Source organism: Zestomonas ipomoeae, assembly GCF_057128665.1.
The window spans coordinates 44,872-63,537 of the sequence record NZ_JBSKHQ010000026.1 but is presented as its reverse complement, the minus strand read 5'-3'; the positions used below and the strand labels follow the sequence as shown (position 1 = coordinate 63,537).

The 18,666-nt window shown below is 64.1% G+C and carries 19 protein-coding genes; 6 read left to right on the top strand and 13 right to left on the bottom strand.

Annotated features, from left to right (window positions below; all coding sequences use genetic code 11):
* Nucleotides 1–318: 318 nt before the first annotated feature.
* From pssA to ACWKV7_RS21805, 4 genes are all read right to left on the bottom strand, one after another.
* Nucleotides 319–1,134, bottom strand: a complete 816-nt coding sequence (gene pssA, locus ACWKV7_RS21820; protein WP_483859809.1) for a CDP-diacylglycerol--serine O-phosphatidyltransferase — start codon at nucleotides 1,132–1,134, stop codon at nucleotides 319–321.
* 145 nt (nucleotides 1,135–1,279) lie between these two features.
* A complete protein-coding gene (gene ilvC, locus ACWKV7_RS21815; protein WP_483859808.1) occupies nucleotides 1,280–2,296 on the bottom strand; it encodes a ketol-acid reductoisomerase in 1,017 nt (338 codons plus the stop codon).
* 52 nt (nucleotides 2,297–2,348) lie between these two features.
* Nucleotides 2,349–2,840, bottom strand: coding sequence for an acetolactate synthase small subunit (gene ilvN, locus ACWKV7_RS21810; RefSeq protein WP_483859807.1), 492 nt, complete (start codon nucleotides 2,838–2,840; stop codon nucleotides 2,349–2,351).
* 2 nt (nucleotides 2,841–2,842) lie between these two features.
* Nucleotides 2,843–4,567: an acetolactate synthase 3 large subunit gene (locus ACWKV7_RS21805; protein WP_483859806.1), complete on the bottom strand. Its 1,725-nt coding sequence runs from the start codon at nucleotides 4,565–4,567 to the stop codon at nucleotides 2,843–2,845.
* Nucleotides 4,568–4,972: 405 nt separating this feature from the next.
* Here ACWKV7_RS21805 and ACWKV7_RS21800 point away from each other — a divergent pair, with 405 nt between their 5' ends.
* The gene (locus ACWKV7_RS21800) at nucleotides 4,973–5,425 is read left to right on the top strand and encodes a DUF4124 domain-containing protein (protein ID WP_483859805.1); all 453 of its coding nucleotides are present in this window, start codon (nucleotides 4,973–4,975) and stop codon (nucleotides 5,423–5,425) included.
* 15 nt (nucleotides 5,426–5,440) lie between these two features.
* Here the strand turns inward: ACWKV7_RS21800 and ACWKV7_RS21795 are convergent, their stop codons facing one another.
* From ACWKV7_RS21795 to mrcB, 3 genes are read right to left on the bottom strand one after another with little or no spacing between them, the layout of a single operon-like run.
* Nucleotides 5,441–5,773: a YqcC family protein gene (locus ACWKV7_RS21795; protein ID WP_483859804.1), complete on the bottom strand. Its 333-nt coding sequence runs from the start codon at nucleotides 5,771–5,773 to the stop codon at nucleotides 5,441–5,443.
* Entirely contained in the window at nucleotides 5,773–6,459 is a 687-nt protein-coding gene (locus tag ACWKV7_RS21790; protein WP_483859803.1) for a tetratricopeptide repeat protein, read from the bottom strand. The genes ACWKV7_RS21795 and ACWKV7_RS21790 overlap by 1 nt, the downstream gene beginning before the upstream one ends.
* A 12-nt stretch (nucleotides 6,460–6,471) precedes the next feature.
* On the bottom strand, nucleotides 6,472–8,799 hold the full coding sequence (gene mrcB, locus ACWKV7_RS21785) for a penicillin-binding protein 1B (RefSeq protein WP_483859802.1): 2,328 nt from the start codon (nucleotides 8,797–8,799) through the stop codon (nucleotides 6,472–6,474).
* A gap of 115 nt (nucleotides 8,800–8,914) precedes the next feature.
* Here mrcB and ACWKV7_RS21780 point away from each other — a divergent pair, with 115 nt between their 5' ends.
* The 5 genes from ACWKV7_RS21780 to ACWKV7_RS21760 all read left to right on the top strand — a co-directional run bounded on the left by ACWKV7_RS21780 (nucleotide 8,915) and on the right by ACWKV7_RS21760 (nucleotide 12,834).
* Complete coding sequence (locus ACWKV7_RS21780) at nucleotides 8,915–10,477, top strand: bifunctional aminoglycoside phosphotransferase/ATP-binding protein (protein ID WP_483859801.1); 1,563 nt, start codon at nucleotides 8,915–8,917, stop codon at nucleotides 10,475–10,477.
* 55 nt (nucleotides 10,478–10,532) lie between these two features.
* A complete protein-coding gene (locus ACWKV7_RS21775; RefSeq protein WP_483859800.1) occupies nucleotides 10,533–10,877 on the top strand; it encodes a pentapeptide repeat-containing protein in 345 nt (114 codons plus the stop codon).
* Nucleotides 10,874–11,626, top strand: a complete 753-nt coding sequence (locus ACWKV7_RS21770) for a class I SAM-dependent methyltransferase (RefSeq protein WP_483859799.1) — start codon at nucleotides 10,874–10,876, stop codon at nucleotides 11,624–11,626. Before ACWKV7_RS21775 ends, ACWKV7_RS21770 begins: the two co-directional genes overlap by 4 nt.
* A gap of 30 nt (nucleotides 11,627–11,656) precedes the next feature.
* On the top strand, nucleotides 11,657–11,929 hold the full coding sequence (locus ACWKV7_RS21765) for a TfoX/Sxy family protein (RefSeq protein ID WP_483859798.1): 273 nt from the start codon (nucleotides 11,657–11,659) through the stop codon (nucleotides 11,927–11,929).
* A gap of 104 nt (nucleotides 11,930–12,033) precedes the next feature.
* On the top strand, nucleotides 12,034–12,834 hold the full coding sequence (locus ACWKV7_RS21760; RefSeq protein WP_483859797.1) for a Crp/Fnr family transcriptional regulator: 801 nt from the start codon (nucleotides 12,034–12,036) through the stop codon (nucleotides 12,832–12,834).
* Between the two features lie 297 nt (nucleotides 12,835–13,131).
* Here ACWKV7_RS21760 and ACWKV7_RS21755 read toward each other — a convergent pair whose 3' ends face one another.
* The 6 genes from ACWKV7_RS21755 to ACWKV7_RS21730 all read right to left on the bottom strand — a co-directional run bounded on the left by ACWKV7_RS21755 (nucleotide 13,132) and on the right by ACWKV7_RS21730 (nucleotide 18,619).
* Entirely contained in the window at nucleotides 13,132–13,539 is a 408-nt protein-coding gene (locus ACWKV7_RS21755) for a nuclear transport factor 2 family protein (RefSeq protein ID WP_483859796.1), read from the bottom strand.
* A 161-nt stretch (nucleotides 13,540–13,700) separates the two neighbouring features.
* Nucleotides 13,701–14,405 (bottom strand): purine-nucleoside phosphorylase, encoded by a 705-nt coding sequence (gene deoD / locus ACWKV7_RS21750; protein WP_483859795.1) that lies wholly within the window; start codon nucleotides 14,403–14,405, stop codon nucleotides 13,701–13,703.
* A 37-nt stretch (nucleotides 14,406–14,442) separates the two neighbouring features.
* Nucleotides 14,443–15,651, bottom strand: a complete 1,209-nt coding sequence (locus tag ACWKV7_RS21745) for a phosphopentomutase (RefSeq protein ID WP_483859794.1) — start codon at nucleotides 15,649–15,651, stop codon at nucleotides 14,443–14,445.
* Nucleotides 15,644–16,969 (bottom strand): thymidine phosphorylase, encoded by a 1,326-nt coding sequence (deoA, locus tag ACWKV7_RS21740; protein WP_483859793.1) that lies wholly within the window; start codon nucleotides 16,967–16,969, stop codon nucleotides 15,644–15,646. The genes ACWKV7_RS21745 and deoA overlap by 8 nt, the downstream gene beginning before the upstream one ends.
* A 1-nt stretch (nucleotide 16,970) precedes the next feature.
* Nucleotides 16,971–17,744 carry a deoxyribose-phosphate aldolase gene (deoC, locus tag ACWKV7_RS21735; protein WP_483859792.1) on the bottom strand — a complete coding sequence of 258 codons (774 nt, stop codon included), beginning with the start codon at nucleotides 17,742–17,744 and terminating at the stop codon, nucleotides 16,971–16,973.
* A gap of 80 nt (nucleotides 17,745–17,824) precedes the next feature.
* Nucleotides 17,825–18,619, bottom strand: a complete 795-nt coding sequence (locus tag ACWKV7_RS21730) for an outer membrane protein OmpK (protein WP_483859791.1) — start codon at nucleotides 18,617–18,619, stop codon at nucleotides 17,825–17,827.
* Nucleotides 18,620–18,666 lie beyond the last annotated feature (47 nt).

The window sequence follows — 18,666 nt, the reverse complement described above, 5'->3', positions numbered from 1 at the left end:
GAGAGGCCTGCACCGGAAGTGGTGCGCATTATAGGCCCCACGAAATCCACGTCAACACTTAAATGAAGGTTTTATTCAAATCAGGGCAATCAACCGCCCAATTGGCCTGTGCGTATTGATCGGCCAGCTATCGAGAAGGCATACGACCACCAACCTGCCCTGAACGTTCATAGCTACTCCACACAGCGTCATGGAGTATCTGAGCACCAAGAGAGTAGAGATAGATGGGGCACGCAGGGCTGGAGCAGGAAGGAACAGAGAAAGGCGCCAGGAAAGGCAGCCCCGCGACCAGGCAGGTCGCGGGGCGAGGAGGCCAGCTTATTCGACGTGCTTGCGACGACGCAGCTGCAGGAGGTACTGCAACGGGCCGGACAGCGCATAACCAAGGAAGATCAGCAGCAGGATGCGCGGCGGGTCGCTGAAGACCACAGCGAAGACCAGCACCACGACCAGGATCGCCACGAAAGGCACACGCCCTTTGAGATCAAGGTCCTTGAAGCTGTGGTACTTGATGTTGCTGACCATCAGGGTGCCAGCGGCCGCCACCAACAGGGCGACAACGAAGGCCATGTTGGACCCCTGGATACCGAAATCGCTGAATGCCCAAACGGTACCGGCCACCACTCCCGCGGCGGCCGGACTGGCCAGACCGATGAAGTAGCGTTTGTCGGCCTTGCCGACCTGGGTATTGAAGCGGGCCAGGCGCAGAGCGGCACCGGCCACATAGATGAAGGCGACCATCCAGCCTACCTTGCCGAGGCTGCCCAGTGCCCATTCGAACGCCAGCAATGCCGGCGCCACGCCAAACGCCACCATATCGGACAACGAGTCGTACTCGGCGCCGAAGGCGCTCTGGGTGTTGGTCAGGCGGGCGACGCGACCGTCCAGGCTATCCAGGACCATGGCAACGAAGATCGTTGCCGCCGCCACGGCGAAATTGTCGTTCATGGCGTTGATGATGGAATAAAAGCCAGCGAAGAGGTTGGCGGTGGTGAACAGATTGGGCAGCAGGTAGATGCCACGATGGCGAACCTTGCGCCCCTCGGCGTCCTGGCTCTCTTCAATATGCTCGTCGATCGGTAGCAGGCTTTCGCTATCGGGGGCCTGATTCGGCTCCTCGGGGTGTTCGTTCATGAACAATACCTTGCAACGGTTCAAAGGATTTTCGACAGGGCCGCCCCGTCAGGGTTCGACCGTTTCGACCCCTGGCTTTATACCAGAAGCCCGTCCTGAACGAAAAAACGCGGCCGAGGCCGCGTTCTTTCTTGCTCGTCAGACCTTAGTTCTTGGTCTTGTCGACGATCTTGTTGGCGGAGATCCACGGCATCATCGCGCGCAGACGCTCGCCAACCTGCTCGATCGGGTGAGCAGCGTTGTTGCGACGGTAGGCGGTCATCGATGCGTAGTTGGAAGCGCCCTCGCTGATGAACATCTTCGCGTACTCGCCGTTCTGGATGCGCTTGAGCGCATTGCGCATGGCGGCACGGGACTCGGCGTTAATGACTTCCGGGCCGGTGACGTACTCGCCGTACTCGGCATTGTTGGAGATCGAGTAGTTCATGTTGGCGATGCCGCCTTCGTACATGAGGTCGACGATCAGCTTCAACTCGTGCAGGCACTCGAAGTAGGCCATCTCCGGCGCATAACCGGCTTCGACCAGGGTTTCGAAGCCGGCCTTGACCAGCTCCACGCAGCCACCGCAGAGAACCGCTTGCTCGCCGAACAGGTCGGTTTCGGTTTCATCCTTGAAGGTGGTTTCGATGATGCCGGTGCGGCCGCCGCCCACGCCGCAGGCGTAGGACAGGGCAACATTCTTGGCATTGCCGGAGGCGTCCTGGTAGATAGCGACCAGATCCGGGATGCCGCCGCCCTTGACGAACTCGGAGCGAACGGTGTGGCCCGGGGCCTTCGGCGCGATCATGATCACGTCGAGGTCGGCGCGCGGCACCACCTGGTTGTAGTGGATGGCGAAACCATGGGCGAAGGCCAGGGTAGCGCCCTTCTTCAGGTTCGGCTCGATCTCTTCCTTGTACAGCTTGGACTGGAACTCGTCCGGGGTCAGGATCATCACCACATCGGCGGCGGCAACGGCTTCCGGCACGCTCTTGACGGTCAGGCCATGGGCCTGGGCCTTGGCGACGGTGGCGGAACCCGGGCGCAGGCCGACGGTAACGTCGACGCCGGAATCCTTCAGGTTGCAGGCATGGGCATGGCCCTGGGAGCCGTAACCGATGATGGCGACCTTCTTGCCTTGGATGATGGAGAGGTCGCAGTCTTTGTCGTAATACACTTTCATGGAAATTCCCCTGTTTACCACGGCCTCTTCGGCCATTCGCTAAAACGTTGCGTTAGATGCTGAGCACTTTGTCGCCACGGGCAATGCCGGTGACGCCGCTGCGTACCACTTCCAGAATCGAGGCGGTGCCGATGGCCTGGATGAAGCTGTCCAGCTTGTCGCTGGTCCCCGCGAGCTGGATGGTGTAGACGCTGCTGGTGACGTCGACAATCTGCCCGCGGAAGATGTCGGTGGTGCGCTTGACCTCGGCGCGCTGGGCGCCGGTAGCCTTGACCTTGACCAGCATCAGCTCGCGCTCGATGTGGGCGCTTTCCGACAGGTTCACCAGCTTGACCACTTCGATCAGCTTGTTGAGGTTCTTGGTGATCTGCTCGATCACCTCGTCGTGACCGACCGTGGTCAGCGTCAGACGCGACAGGGTCGGGTCTTCGGTCGGAGCCACGGTCAGGCTTTCGATGTTGTAGTTGCGCTGGGAGAACAGACCGACCACACGCGACAAGGCGCCGGGCTCGTTTTCCATCAGAAGGGAAATGATATGTCGCATGATCAGGTGCGCTCCGTCTTGCTCAGCCACATGTCGCGCATAGCGCCGTCACGAATCTGCATCGGATAGACGTGCTCGCTGTCATCCACTGCGATGTCCAGGAACACCAGGCGATTCTTCAGCGCGAACGCCTCTTCCATCTTCGGCTTGAGGTCCTTCAGATCGGTGATGCGCATGCCGACGTGACCATAGGCCTCGGCCAGCTTGACGAAGTCCGGCAGCGATTCCATGTAGGAATGGGAATAACGGCTGCTGTACTGCATGTCCTGCCACTGCCGCACCATGCCCAGCGCGCCGTTGTTCAGGTTGACGATCTTCACCGGCAGGTCGTACTGCAGGCAGGTGGATAGCTCCTGGATGTTCATCTGGATGCTGCCCTCGCCGGTGACGCAGGCGACATCCGCCTCCGGGAAGTTGAGTTTGACGCCCATCGCCGCCGGGAAGCCGAAACCCATGGTGCCGAGGCCACCGGAGTTGATCCAGCGGTTGGGCTTGTTGAACTTGTAGTACTGCGCAGCGAACATCTGGTGCTGGCCCACGTCGGAGGTCACGAAGGCATCGCCCTTGGTCACTTCGCAGAGGGTTTCGATCACGGTCTGCGGCTTGATGATGCTGCCGTCGCCCTTGTCGTAAGGGAACAGGCCGCGACTGCCGCGCCACTCTTCGATCTGCTTCCACCAGCTGGCGACCGCTTCCTTGCTCGGGGTCTCGCCGATTTCCTTGAGGATGGCGACCATTTCGGTGAGCACGCTGTCCACCGGGCCGACGATCGGAATGTCGGCCTTGATGGTCTTGGAAATCGAGGCCGGATCGATGTCGATGTGGATGATCTTGGCGTTCGGGCAGAACTTGCTCGGTCCGTTGATCACACGGTCGTCGAAGCGCGCGCCGACGGCGAGAATCACGTCGGCGTGGTGCATGGCCAGGTTGGCGGTGTAGCTGCCGTGCATGCCGAGCATGCCGAGGAACTGGCGATCACCGCCCGGATAGCCGCCCAGCCCCATCAAGGTGTTGGTCACCGGCAGGTTGAGCATCTGCGCCAGTTCGGTCAGCGGTGCCGCCGCACCGCCCATGATGACGCCGCCACCGGAGTAGAGAATCGGGCGCTTGGCCGCCAGCAGCATTTCCGCCGCCTTGCGAATCTGCCCCGAGTGGCCGCGAACGGCCGGGCTGTAGGAGCGCAGCTTGGCCTTCTTCGGATAGACGTACTCGAACTTCTCGGCCGGGTTGGTCATGTCCTTCGGGATATCCACGACCACCGGACCGGGACGGCCGGACTGCGCCAGATAGAAGGCTTTCTTCAGAACCTCGGCGATTTCCGAGGGGTGCTTGATCATGAAGCTATGCTTCACGATGGGCCGGGAGATACCGATCATGTCGGTTTCCTGGAAGGCGTCGGTACCGACCATGTTGCTGGGCACCTGACCGGAAATCACCACCATCGGGATCGAATCCATGTAGGCGGTGGCGATGCCGGTAATCGCGTTGGTTGCGCCGGGGCCGGAAGTCACCAGCACCACGCCAGCCTGACCGGTCGCACGGGCGTAACCGTCGGCCATGTGGGTCGCGGCCTGTTCGTGGCGCACCAGGATGTGGGTGACTTCTTTTTCTTTGAACAGGGCATCGTAGATGTGCAGCAAGGCGCCGCCCGGATACCCATAGATATATTTAACGCCTTCGTCACGCAGGAAGCGGACGACCATTTCAGCGCCGGATAAAAGCTCCACGTTATTCACCTCTAGAACGCTAGAACGCCTCCCCACGACGGGGGGCCTTGGTAGGTCTACTGTTGGCAAGGCGTGAGCGACGGTGGTCGCCGACTACGTCAGCTAATGCCCAATCAGTATTGGGAGCCCCCCTGTGTGTTGCGGGGTTTTCCCACCCAGCGCGAGGTAACGCGTTGCGGGTGTAGCAGAAGTTCGGCGCGGGTAGCGCCTTGTTCCCCTGAGCTGAGGGCAGCTTGCGGCGGACCTCACTGCAGCGGAACGTCGGATTGTTCGGGTTAGGCGGGCGCAAGTCAAGTCCCGCACCAACTCCCTTTCAAGCTCAGCTGTGATGCGCAGCAGGATGAAGATCCTCGGCTTTTGGTTATAGTAACGCTTAGGTTCCGCAGCCATTCAGAAGGAAACAGCATGCGACGCATGATCGTCACGGGCAGTCTGCTGCTCTCTTTGAGCGTCTCCGCCATGGCCAGCGAGGTCTATAAATGGGTGGACGCGCAAGGTGTCACTCACTTTGGCTCGCAGCCGCCGCAAGGCTTGGACGCTACCCAGATCAACACCAGCACCGCACAGCCGAAGACTCCGGTGGTCGGCGGCTTGCCCGCTCCAGAGGACCTGCCGCGCCTGGACAGTGCCGGCCCGGACCAAGAAGCAATCGACGAGAAGGTCCGTCAGGAAGTCGCGGCCAAGGAAGCCGAACGCAAGAAATACTGCGAGACCGTACGCACCAACCTGTCCCAACTGCAGAACAATCCGCGCGTGCGGGTGGCGGAAGAGAATGGAGAAGTGCGTCGCCTCACAGAGGAAGAGCGCCAGGAACGCATCGCCGAAGCCCAGAAGGCGATCAGCGAAAACTGCGAGTAACCTGCGCGGCGCGACTCAGGACGCGCCGCCGATCAACCGATCGAATGCTTCCAGAGCTGCCAGCAGCGGGCCCACCCGTTGCGTGGCGTGCTCGCGATAGACCACCTCGGCCATCGGCAGGATGCCGGACACCCCCGGCAGCTCGCCGCCGGCCTCAAGAATGAACTTCATCCGCGGCAGGAATATCCACTGCAGCCACTGCTCGAAAGCCAGGGTATCCACCGCGAACGGCTGCTGGCTGGCCAGCGCCTCCGCCGACGGCGGCAGCTCCGACCACCAGCCCAGTACGCGCAACTCCCGCTCGATCAGCAGCAGTTGCTCCGCCAGCGCCGGCAGACGCGAATCCATCAGAGACTGACCCTGGCGCGCTCGCGAGCCTGCGCAGCACCGGCCGGATCGCCCTGCCGCTCACGGGATTGCGCGATCAGCTGCCAGAGGCTGGCCTGCAATGCCGGACGATCGCCCGCATAGGTCAGCCCTCGACGAGCCAACTGTTCGGCCTGCGCCGCATCGCCCTGGGCGAGGCGCAGTTCGGCCAAGCGATAGAGAACCTGAGGTTCACGGGGCGCGATACGCTGGGCCCGCTCCAGGCTCGATGCCGCACCATTCAGGTCACCGGTGCCCTGCTGCTGCCTGGCAGTGGTGAGCAGGGAAAGCACCGGGCCATCCAGTTGTTCGTCATCGGCGAGGCCGCCGTTGCTGGGGATACCGGTCGGCGTGATGGGCTGGGAGTATCCGCCATAGTTCTGACTGGGCCCGACCGAGTTCGGCGAGGTACTCAACGCAGGGGAGTCCGACGCCGGAAAAGTCTGGATGGGCGCGGAATTGCTGCCGGCCGGCACCATGACCACGACACCGGAATCCTCTTGCGACGCAGGCGCCGCCGTCACTGGCTGGCGATAACCAGGAGATTCCTGTCTGCCGGCGGAAAGCGGCGCACCGGCATCCACCACCGGCACCGAACCCTGCGGGTTCGTCGTACAACCAGTCAGTACAATCGCCAGGGCCGCCAGCGCGTGTATGCATCTGTTCACATCAAATCCTCATCAGTCCAACCAGCCACGCACCCAGTCCATCACCGAATCCGCGGGGGTCTCCATCCCGCAGGCCTCTCCAGGCGGCGGCTCACTGCCGCGAATATACGGCATCTGCACCGCATTCGGACAACCGGCGGCCGAGCCCTCGCCCGAGTAGGCATCCACCCAGGCATTGACGACATTCTCCGGCGCCGCCATGTCCAGCGGTAGCGGGTCGGCCTTGCGCATGAAGCTGGTCCACACTTGCAGCGCACCGCTGGCACCGGTCAGCGGCGTCTTGCCGTTGTCGTCGCGCCCCAGCCAGACCACGGCAAGCAGATCCTGGCTGAAGCCGGCGAACCAGCTGTCGCGCGAATCGTTGGTGGTACCGGTCTTACCCGCCAGGTTCAACGAGCTGGGCAGTTGGCTGTAAACCGAGCGACCGGTGCCCTCGCGCATCACCCGCTGCATCGCGTTCTGCACCAGGTAGATGGCACCGGGGTCGAAGCGCTGCTGGATCTGGAAGGGATAGCGCTTGAGCGGTTCGCCTTCGGCGGTGAGCACACTGCGAATGGCGCGCAACGGGGTGTTGAAGCCGCCGTTGGCCAGCGTCAGGTACATGGTGGTGACTTCCATAGGGCTGAGGGCACCCGCCCCCAGCAACATGGACGGATAGGCCGGCCACTCCCGCGACACTCCGAGCCGCTCGAGGGTTTTCAGTACCTGCGGTACGCCAAGCTCCAACCCTAGCTTGGCACTCGACAGGTTGTAGGAATGCGCGAGCCCCTGGTAGAGGTAGATGGTGCCGTGAGCCTGGTGGTCGTAGTTCTGCGGCGTCCAGACCTGGCCGTCCTGCCCCTTGATGGAGAAAGGCTCGTCGGCCAGCCAGCTGGTCAGCGTGTACTGGCTCGGGCGCTCCAGAGCCGTGAGGTAGATTGCCGGCTTGATCAGCGAACCTATCGGCCGCACCGCGTCCAACGCCCGGTTGAAGCCAGCGAAGCGCGGCTGGCGACTACCCAGCATGGCCTGAAGCTCGCCGGTTTCCGGATTGGTCACCACCATCGCCGCCTCGACCTGATCGACACCTTTGCGGCCATCGAGACGCTTGAGGGTTTCGGCCAGGGCGTTTTCTGCCTTGCGCTGCAGGATCGGGTCGAAGCTGGTGAAGATGCGCAACCCCTCCTCGGTGAGGTCTTCCTCGCGATAGTCCTGGCGCAACTGGCGCTTGACCAGATCGAGGAACGCCGGATACGAACTGTCCGCCAGGCTGCCGCGCGAGGTCACGCCCAACGGCCTGGCCTTGGCCTCGGATGCCTGCTCGGCGCTAACCACGCCCTGCTCCGCCAGCACGTCGAGCACCAGGTTGCGCCGCTCCAGTGCGCGCTCCGGAAAACGACGCGGATTGTAGTAGGACGGGCCCTTGACGATGCCCACCAGCAAGGCGACCTGATGCAGCTTGAGCTCGGCCAGCGGCTGGCTGAAGAAATACTGACTGGCCAGCCCGAAACCATGGACCGCCCGTTGACCGTCCTGGCCGAGGAAGACCTCATTGAGATACGCCTCGAGGATGTCCTGCTTGTCGTAGTGCAACTCCAGCAACAGGGCCATCATCGCCTCGTTGGCCTTGCGACTGAGGCTGCGCTCGTTGGTCAGGAAAAAGTTCTTCACCAACTGCTGAGTCAAGGTACTGCCGCCCTGGCGCAGGTGGCCGGCGGTGGCGTTCACCCAGATGGCGCGGGCAATCGACTTCAGGGAGACGCCGTGGTGGTTGAAAAACTCACGATCCTCCACTGCCACCAGGGTTTCCACCAGGTATGGGGGGACCTGGTCCAACTTGATCAGGATGCGGTCTTCCTGGTGAGCGGGATACAAGCCGCCGATCAGCAACGGCTCGAGCCTGGCCACCGGCAGCTTTTCGCCATTGCCCTGGCTCAGGCCGGCGACGAAATCACCGGAAAAATGCACGCGAATGCGTTGCGCGGGCTCGGCGCCCTCATAGAACTGGAAGCCGCGGGTATGCAGCTCGACGTCGTTGCCGGCCACCACCGAGGCACCAGGGCTGCTGGCCGTGCTTTCGCGGCGATAGCCCAGCGCCGACAGCTCGGTCAGGAAGTCTTCCTTGGCCAGCTTCAGGCCGACGAACAGCTCCAGCGGACGGGCATAGACCTTGGCCGGCACGGTCCAGCGCTTGCCGGAGAACTTCTCCTGCACGACGGCATCCAGATACACGGCGAAGCCAGCCAGCACCACCAGCCCCACGAGGCCGAGTTTGAAAGCCCAGCCGAGCCAGGGGCGCAGCCCGGAAGAGCGGCGCTTGCCGCGCGAGCGAGGAGAACGGGGGGAACGGGAACGAGTCATGGCGGCGCATTATACGCACTTTATCCACAGCCAACAGACGCGTCCCGGCGGTTTGCAGAGCCGCTCACAGCGGCCATAATGCCGCCTTTCGCCTGTCCAATAGCAAGGATTGACCGTGAGCCAAGCATTGATCGCAGCCCTGCAGAACCCGGCCCTCTTCCCCCACCCGGTGGAGGCGTTCCAGGTCATCGAGACACATATCTCCTGGGTGCTGCTCACCGGCCCCTATGCCTATAAATTCAAGAAGCCGGTGGACTTCGGCTTTCTCGACTTCACCGGCCTGGACGCGCGCAAGCACTTCTGCGAAGAAGAGGTACGCCTGAACCAGCGCCTGACCCAGGGCCTGTACCTGGAAGTGCTGCCGATTACCGGCAGCGAGCAGGCGCCGCGACTGGGCGGCGAAGGCCCGGCGATCGAGTACGCGATCAAGATGCGCCAGTTTCCGCAGGAGTTCCTGCTCGGCGAGATCCAGGCACGGGGCGAACTGAGCGCCGAGCACATCGACGCGCTGGCGGAGCTGATCGCCCGCTTCCACCTCGAAGCCCCGCGCGTGCCGGCGGAAAATCCGCTGGGCTCGCCGGAAACGGTGATGGCCCCGGTGCGGCAGAATTTCGAACAGGTCAGGCCCCTGCTCAGCGACAAGGCCGACCTGCAGCAGCTCGATGCCCTCGAAGCCTGGGCGGAGAGCAGCTACGAACGCCTGAAGCCCCTACTGGAGGAGCGTAAGGCCCAGGGCTTCATTCGCGAGTGCCATGGCGACATCCATCTGGGCAACGCCACCCTGCTCGACGGCCAGGTGGTGCTGTTCGACTGCATCGAGTTCAACGAGCCGTTCCGCCTGACCGATACCACCGCGGATGCCGCCTTCCTAGCCATGGACCTCGAAGACCGAGGCCTCAAGCCGCTGGCCCGACGCTTCGTCAGCAGTTGGCTGGAGCATACCGGCGACTACGCCGCCCTGGAGCTGCTGCATTTCTACAAGGCCTATCGCGCCATGGTGCGCGGCAAGGTCAGCCTATTCTCCCTGGGCCAGGAACAAGACGCCGTGCAGCGCGCGGTGATCCTGCGCCAGTACCGCCGCTACGCCGCCCTGGCGGAAAGCTACAGCGCCATCCCGTCGCGCTTTCTGGCCATCACCCATGGCGTATCGGCAGTAGGCAAGAGCCATGTAGCGATGCGCCTGGTAGAGGCGCTCGGCGCCATTCGCCTGCGCTCGGACATGGAGCGCAAGCGGCTGTTCGGCGAGCAGGCGGAGGCCGACAAGGGCAACCTGTCGACCGGCATCTACAGCCAGGATGCCAGCGCGGCCACCTATGCGCGCCTGCACCAGTTGGCCGACGCCGCGCTACATGCCGGCTTCCCGGTGGTGATCGACGCCACCTACCTAAAGCATGCCCAGCGCGATGCCGCGTGGCAGGTGGCCGAAGCCACCGGCGTGCCGTTCCTGATTCTCGACTGCCAGGCGCCGGAAGCGGTGATCGCCGGCTGGCTGGAACAACGCCAGGCGGAGGGCAAGGACCCGTCCGATGCCACCCTCGAAGTCGTAAAGGCCCAGCAGGCCAGCCGCGAGGCGCTTACGAACGAGGAGCTGGACCATAGCAAACGCGTCGACACCAACGACAGCTCCAGCCTCGACAGCCTGGTAGCGCGGATTCGCCAGCGTCTGCCCGGACTCTGAGCGCAGCGGCGCGAGGGCTTCTATACTCCCGGTGGACCTCCACCGGGAACGCACCATGAGCCAACCGCGCCAACTCGACCATCCGCTCTATCGACTGCTGCGCAACGACGACATCAAGGCCTTCAACGCGCAAAGACCGCAAGACGGCGGCGTCGATCTTTCCGGGGGCGACTTTCGCGGCATCGACCTGCGCACCCTCGACGCCCGCCATATCGACTTTACCGATGCCTATTTTCGCGGTGCCGACCTGCGCGGCGTGGACCTGCGTGAAACCCGCATGGAAGGCGCTAGCCTGGCCCATGCACAGATTTCCGGCACCTATTTCCCCGTGGAATTGAGTGCCGACGAGATCCTCATGTCGGTGAATTTCGGCACGCGACTACGCTATCGCACACGATGAGCGATGTCGTTCGCCTGTTCAGCGCCCGCGCAGGCGCCTATGCAAGTTTTCGCCCCCGTTACCCGGACGAATTGTTCGACTGGCTCGCCGAGCACAGCCCGACCCCGCAACGAGCCCTGGATATCGCCTGCGGCAACGGCCAGGCGAGCCACCCACTGCTCCGGCACTTCCAGCAGGTCCTGGCCTGCGATGCGAGCCTCGAGCAACTGGCTGAGATCGAGCGCCAGCCCGGGCTGGAAGTGTTCGCCGCGAATGCCGACGCACTACCCCTGGCCGATGCCAGCCTCGACCTGGTGGTGGTCGCACAAGCGCTGCACTGGTTCGCCGGCCCGGCGTTCTTCGCCGAGATGCGCCGCGTACTCAAGCCCGGAGGGCTGTTCTGTGCCTGGTGCTACAGCCTGATGCGCATCGAACCTGCGCTCGATCGACTGATCGAGCGCCTGCACGACCAGACCCTCGCCGGCTACTGGCCAGCAGGACGCAGCAGCGTGAACGCCGGCTACCGAGACATCGTCACCCCCTTCCCCCGATTACCCATGCCCGCGTTCGCCATCGTCGAGCGATGGACGTTCCAGCACCTGCTCGGCTACCTGCGCACCTGGTCGGCGGTACAGCGCTGGGAGGCAACCCACGGTCGAGATCCGCTGGACGACCTGACTGATGACCTGCATCAAGCCTGGGGCGATATCAATGAGCCACGCTATGCCCAGTGGCCGCTACACTTCATAACGGGCACGCCCAATCAGTGATCTTGCGCTTTGCGCTCCGCAGGAGGCTCGATGAATGACGAATTGCAGCATTTAAAGAATCTCGGCAAAACCTCGGCGCAATGGCTGCATGCAGTGGGTATTCACAGCGCTTCCGACCTGCGCCGCCTGGGCGCGGTCGACGCCTACCGGGCCGTACGGGCCCGCGGCTTCCGCGCCTCGAAAGTACTGCTGTACGCCATCGAGGGCGCCCTGCTGAACGTGCACTGGAGCGAACTGCCCCCTGCCCACAAGGCGCAGCTCAACGGCCAGCTCGACGCCCTGAGCACCCGCAACAAGAGCTAGCTCACATCCTTGACCAACGACGATTTACGGAAGACTCGGCACCGCCTATTGTTTCAGGGACGTTCGTGTATTCGTCAGCCTAGCCAGTCCAAGGAATTACCGTCATGTACCTACTCGGGGAGCAACCGGCCTACGCCGATCAGTTGATCAACCGTCTGCAAAGCATCCCCGCCCAGCTACTGGATGGGCTCGAACCCTCCGGCCCCGCACTGATCCTCGAGCGGGTCGACGATCTGGCCGAGGTACTGCCGGGCAACCAGCTGTTCATCATCGCCGACGGCCTGCTGCATGCGCTGATCGATGGGCGTCCGCTGTTCTACCTGCACGAAGGCGACCTGGTCGGCCTGCGCCAGGGCATCGAGCTGCCGAGCTGCCGCTACAGCAGCGAGGAACCGATCAGCCTGATCCCGTACAACCGCAGCGAGGTGTTCAAGCACATCTACGCCGACGAACAGCGCCAGGAATTGCTCATCCAGTACCTGATCGGCCATACCGCCCTGCTCTCCGACGCACTGGCGCGCCTCAAGCAGCCGGATATCCGCCCGGCCACCGGCTTCCAGCATTTCGCCGCTGGCGAGGAGCTGATCCTGCAAGGCGACGAGGCCGACCATGTGTTCATCATCATCGAGGGCCACGCCGAGGCATTCGTCGACGGGCACAAGGTGGGCGACGTACAGAAGGACGAGATCTTTGGCGCCATGGCCGTGTTCACCCGCGAGCGCCGCAGCGCCACGGTGATCGCCAGCGAAGCCTGCACCGTGATGGTGATCCCCAAGGACCAGTTCCTCAGCCTCATGCAAAGCAACCCGCGCATCGCCCACAGCCTGATCGAGAGCATGGCTCGGCGCATCGACCTGATGAACAAGGAAATCACCCAACTGCGCCACCCGCAGCCGACCGAGTAGCACCCCTCGTCGCCCGAAGCCCGGCCCAGCGCCGGGTTTTTCGTTGGTGGATCACGCGGCGCCGACCGGGCAAAAAAACCGGGAAAAGCGGTTGACATGATAATGAGAACCGTTATTATTATCACCAACTGGTCGCGAGATCAGCCGGTAAACTGAGGATTCCAGGTCGGATTTTTCAGGTTATCTCCTCATCAGGCTAATCACGGTTTTTGACCCGGCTGTTGCCGGGTCTTTTTTTGCCTGCGCAAAAAGGACCGCGAGAGCCGCCCGGGCCGAGGCCTGGGCGGCCAGCGCCGCTCAGGGGTCGACCTGGGCCAGCCAATCCGGCAGGTTGAAGTGGTAGCTGACCCGGGCGATGCCGAGGTCGCGAATCTCGAAGAAGGCACCGGCGTGGACCTGGTAGCGCTGGCCACAGGCATCCGGCAGGCCGTCGTCGGTGGCCAGGTATTCGCCGTCGATACGATACTCGCAGGCGGCATGGCGGCCGGTCGGCTCGGTGAGGATCACCAGGTCCTCGAAGCTTTCCCGGTAGCAGCGCAATTGCCGCTCGAGGAAGATGGCGAAGGCTTCGCGCCCCTGCTCGCGCAGCCCCTGGTTGATGTCAAGCACGGCGTCTTCGCAGAGCAGCGCCAGGCAGCCTTCGAGGTCGCGCTCATTGAGGGCCCGAAAGTACCGGGTCAGTAGATCGTGTGCAGCAGCGGACATGGGAATGACGGTCTCCTTGCGCGAAAAGCGCCGAGATTACCCCGCGCGCGAGAACCGCGACGCGTCTGGCGTCGCAGTTTCACGCTGCGGCACGGCCTGGATGTCGAGTGCGCACGGGTGGCCGGCGCACCCTTCAACTGTAGCCGCTGGCTCCCTGTTCGCTAGATCACTGCATCCAGGGTCAGACGCAGCATGTCGTGGAAGTCCTGCTGGCGCTGTTCGGCGGTCAGGTGTTCGCCTTCCAGGATGTGGTCGCTGACGGTCAGCACGCAAAGGGCCTGGCGTCCCAGTTCTGCCGCCACGCCGTAGAGCCCGGCGGCCTCCATTTCCACGGCCAGAATGCCCATCTTGGTCATGCGTGCGAACAGCTCCGGATCGGGCTCGTAGAACAGGTCGGCGGAAAACACGTTGCCCACGTGCACGGCCTGGCCATTCTCGTCGGCGCGACGCACCACGCGTTCGAGCAGGCGGAAGTCGGCGATGGCAGCGAAGTCGAAGCCGCCCAGACGCTTGCGGTTGACGGTCGAGTCGGTGGAGGCGCCCATGGCAATCACCACATCCCGCACCCGCACATGGCTCTGTACCGAACCACAACTGCCAACCCGCACGATGCGCTGCACGCCGTACTGGCTGAACAGTTCGTGGGCGTAGATGGACAGCGACGGAATGCCCATGCCCGAGCCCATCACCGAGACCGGCTTGCCGTTGTACTGACCGGTGTAACCGAGCATGTTGCGCACGCCGTTGACCTGGCGCACGTCGCTCAGGTAGGTATCGGCGATCATCTTCGCCCGCAGCGGGTCGCCGGGCATCAGCACGGTTTCCGCGAAGTCGCCCGCCTGGGCGCTGATATGAGGGGTTGCCATAGAAACTCCGTTTTTAGAACGACGCGGACCAGCCGCGTTACAGGAAGGATTGTCCGTGACTGCAGGGAGGCAGGCCGAAGAAGGTCGCCAGGCTCTGGCCGATATCGGCGAAGCTGCCGCGCTCGCCGAGGCTGCCGGGACTTACGCCAGCGCCGTAGGCCAATAGCGGGACGTGTTCGCGCGTGTGATCGCTGCCCGGCCAGCTCGGATCGCAGCCGTGGTCGGCGGAAAGGATCAGCAGGTCGTCCGGTTCCAGCAGCGCCATCAGCTCCGGCAGTCGCCGGTCGAAATCCTCGAGTGCCTGGGCATAACCGGCGATATCGCGGCGATGTCCGTAGAGCATGTCGAAATCGACGAAGTTGCTGAACACCAGTGTGCGTGGCGGTGCCTCGCGCAGCGCCTGCAAGGTGGTGTCGAACAGCGCGTGGTTGCCGTCGGCCTTGTCCAGCCGGCTGGTGCCGCGATGGGCGAAGATGTCGCCGATCTTGCCCACCGCGAACACCTGGCCGCCGGCCGCGCAGAGGCGGTCGAGCAAGGTCGGTGCCGGCGGCGGCACGGCGTAGTCATGGCGATTGCCGGTGCGCCGGAAATTCGCGGCGTTGTCGCCGAGGAACGGCCGAGCGATGACCCGGCCGATATTGTAGTCATCGCACAGTTCGCGGGCGATCTCGCAGATGTCGTAAAGACGCTCCAGGCCGAAGTGCTCTTCATGGGCGGCGATCTGGAACACGCTGTCGGCCGAGGTATAGCAGATCGGCTTGCCCGTGCGAATGTGCTCCTCGCCGTACTGCTCGATGATGGTGGTGCCGGAGGCGTGGCAGTTGCCGAGTATGCCCGGCAGACCGGCACGCTCGATCAGCTTGTCGAGCAGCTCGGGCGGGAACTGCTCGCCGAAGTAGCCCCACTCGAACAACACCGGCACCCCGGCCATTTCCCAATGGCCGGAGGGCGTGTCCTTGCCGCTGGAGAGTTCGCGGCAATAGCCATACGCACCGTTCACCGGTTGATCGGCACTGAAGCCGGGCGGGTAGCTGCCTCCGCTCAATGCCGCGGCGTGCCCAAGGCCGAGCTTCGCCAGGTTGGGCAGGTGCAGCGGGCCCTGCCGCTGGGCATTGTCCGCCTCGCCACGGGCGCAGGCCTCGGCGATGTGCAGCAGCGTGTTGGCGCCGACATCGCCGAAGCGGTCGGCGTCGGCGGTGGCGCCGATGCCGAAGGAATCCAGGACCAGCAGCAGGGCTCTATTCATGGTCGGGCTCCAGTACGCGTTCACTGATCAGCGGCGTCCCCGCCACCTCGCCTTCGCCCAGCCGATACGCCGCCCGCAACGCCTGGGCCGCTCGCTCGGCGCTGGCGGCGTCGCGAGCATGGACCAGGCCGAGCGGTCGGCTGGCATCGACGCACTCGCCCGGCAGCGCCAGCTGGCTGAAACCCACCGCGTGGTCGATGGAATCCTCGGGACGCCGGCGGCCACCGCCCAAGCCAATCACTGCCAGCCCGACACCTCGGGTATCGACCCCTTGCACGCAGCCCTCGCCCTGGGCATAGACCGGCTGCACCACAGGCGCCTGCGGCATGTGCTGCCACGGCTGCCGGTGCAGGTCGGCCGGGCCACCCAGGGCCGCGACCATCGCGGTGAAGCGCTGCAGCGCCGCACCGCTGCGCCAGGCCTCCAGCAGCTGCTCGCGGGCGGTTTTGCGATCCTGGGCCAGGCCGGCGGCCAACAGGGTTTCCTCGGCGAGGGCCAGGGTCACCTCCCACAGGCGCGGGCTGCGCACCTCGCCCTGCAACAGCGCCAGGGCTTCTTCCACTTCCAGCGCGTTGCCGGCACTGCGGGCCAGCGGCTGGTTCATGTCGGTGATCAGCGCGCGGGTCTTCACCCCCGCGCCGTTGGCCACCGCGACGATGCTTTCGGCCAGGCCGCGGGCCTCGGCCGGGTCCTGCATGAAGGCACCGTTACCGACCTTGACGTCCATGATCAGCACATCGAGCCCGGCCGCGAGTTTCTTCGACAGGATCGACGCGGTGATCAGGTCGATGGACTCCACCGTGCCGGTGACGTCGCGAATGGCATACAGACGCTTGTCCGCCGGGGCGAGGTCGGCGGTCTGGCCGATGATCGCGCAGCCCACGTCGGCCACCACCTGGCGCAGGCGCTCGGGCTCCGGTTGGGTGCAGTAGCCGGCGATGCTTTCCAGCTTGTCCAGGGTGCCGCCGGTATGACCGAGACCGCGCCCCGAGATCATCGGCACGTAGCAGCCGCACGCCGCCAGCAGCGGCGCCAGCGGCAGGCTGACCAGGTCGCCGACGCCGCCGGAGGAATGCTTGTCCACCACCGGGCCGGGCAGTTGCCAGTGCAGGACCTGCCCCGAGTCGCGCATGGCCTTGGTCAGTGCGATGCGTTCCGGCAGGCTCAAGCCCTTGAGCAGCACGGCCATGGCGAAGGCGGCGATCTGCCCCTCGCTCAGGCTGCCATCCTGGATGCCCTGCACGAAGCGCTGGATATCCGCCTCGTCCAGCTCCTTGCCATCGCGCTTGCGGCGGATCACTTCCTGAGCCAACCACATATCAATAACCCTCCCGGGAGACGTTCGCAGCCGCCAGGCCGAGGTGTTGCAGCAGGTCGTCGAGCAGGCTGGAGGCGCCCAGGCGCAGATGCGCCGGGCTCACCCAGTCAGCACCGAGGCGTTCGGTAGCGAGGTCCAGGTAGACGCGCGCATCGGCCAGCGTGCGCATGCCGCCAGCGGGCTTGAAGCCGACCTTGCCACCGGTTTCGGCAATCACGTCGAGCATGATCCGGGCGGCCTCGGCGGTGGCATTGACCGCCACCTTGCCGGTGCTGGTCTTGATGAAGTCGGCGCCCGCCTCGATGGCATCGCGGCTGGCCTGGCGGATCAGGTCGGCATCGCGCAGCTCGCCGGTTTCCAGGATCACCTTGAGCAAGGCCCGGTCGCCGCAGGCCTGCTTGCAGGCACGCACCAGGGCGCGGCCCACCTCTGCATCGCCGGCGCGCAGGGCGTTGTAGGGATAGACCACGTCCACCTCGTCCGCTCCCGCCTGCACCGCGGCGCGGGTTTCCTCGGCAGCCGCCTCGACATCCGCGGCACCCGCCGGGAAGTTGGTCACTGTGGCCACGCGTACCTGCTGGCCACCGAGGCTGTCCAACGTCTGCCGCGCCAGGGCGACGAAGCGCGGAAAGACACACACGGCCGCCACCGCGCCGGCCGGGGTCATGGCCCGCTGGCAGAGGGTTCGAATGCGGGTGTCGTCATCGTCGGTGTTGAGCGACGTCAGGTCCAGCAGACCGATCGCCTGGCGGGCGAGTTGTGGTTCCATGTCCATGGGGCAAATCTCTCTAGGCAGCAAGATAGAAGCTTAGGCCGCCCCGCCGCGACGGGGCACCTGCGCTTGGAACATCAAGGTTATTTGAAGTTGTATTTGACGGTGTAGATCATCGCGTTCTGGTAGTCGTCAGGGGTTCCCAGCTTGTTGTGCGAATAGCGGTACTGCACGCCGGTGGTGATCGCCTTGACCGGATGCCACCAGAGGGCCACGGCGCCGTTGGTGCCCAACTCGCCGGCACTGCCGTTGACGTAGTTCTCGTCGAGATAGCGGCGATTGCGCTCGAAAGTCTGCTCGTGCCAGTTGGTCACGCTGAAGTTCTGCTCCGCCAGCTTGAAGTCGTAGCCGGCGACCCAGCCGAGCATGTAGCCGTTCATGCCGGTGTAAGCGCTGCTGGTGACGTGGGCCGCACCGAGGAACGGCTTGAACCACAGGCCATTGCCGAACGTATGGCGATAGCCGAGGCCGAGGATCTGGTCCTGCTCGCGCACATTGAAGCCGAAGTCGCGGAAGTCGTACACGTGCAGGTAGACCGAGAACGGCGACTCCCCCAGATAGATGTGCGAGGTGACCTTGGCGGCACTGCGGCGGTTGTCCCGACCGTCTTTCTCCAGGCGATGGTTGCCGGGGTTCTCCAGGTCGGCGAAGCCGTAGAACTCGCCCCACTTATAGCCGACCCCGCCTTCCAGTTCGAGGAAGAAGAAGTCGCCCTTGCTGGCGTTGGTGGAGGTGCGGTCCTCGGTGCCGTTGGACCAGTCCAGGTAGTTCAGCGAAACGTTGGCGAACGACCAGACCGGCTCGAACATGTCGTCCGCCTGGGCATGCGCAGCAGGAGCCACCAGGGCCAACGCGGCAATCATTGTTCTTTTAATCACGATGTTCTCCTTGCAAGGTGCATCACTTTTCATTGGGAAAAAGGCCC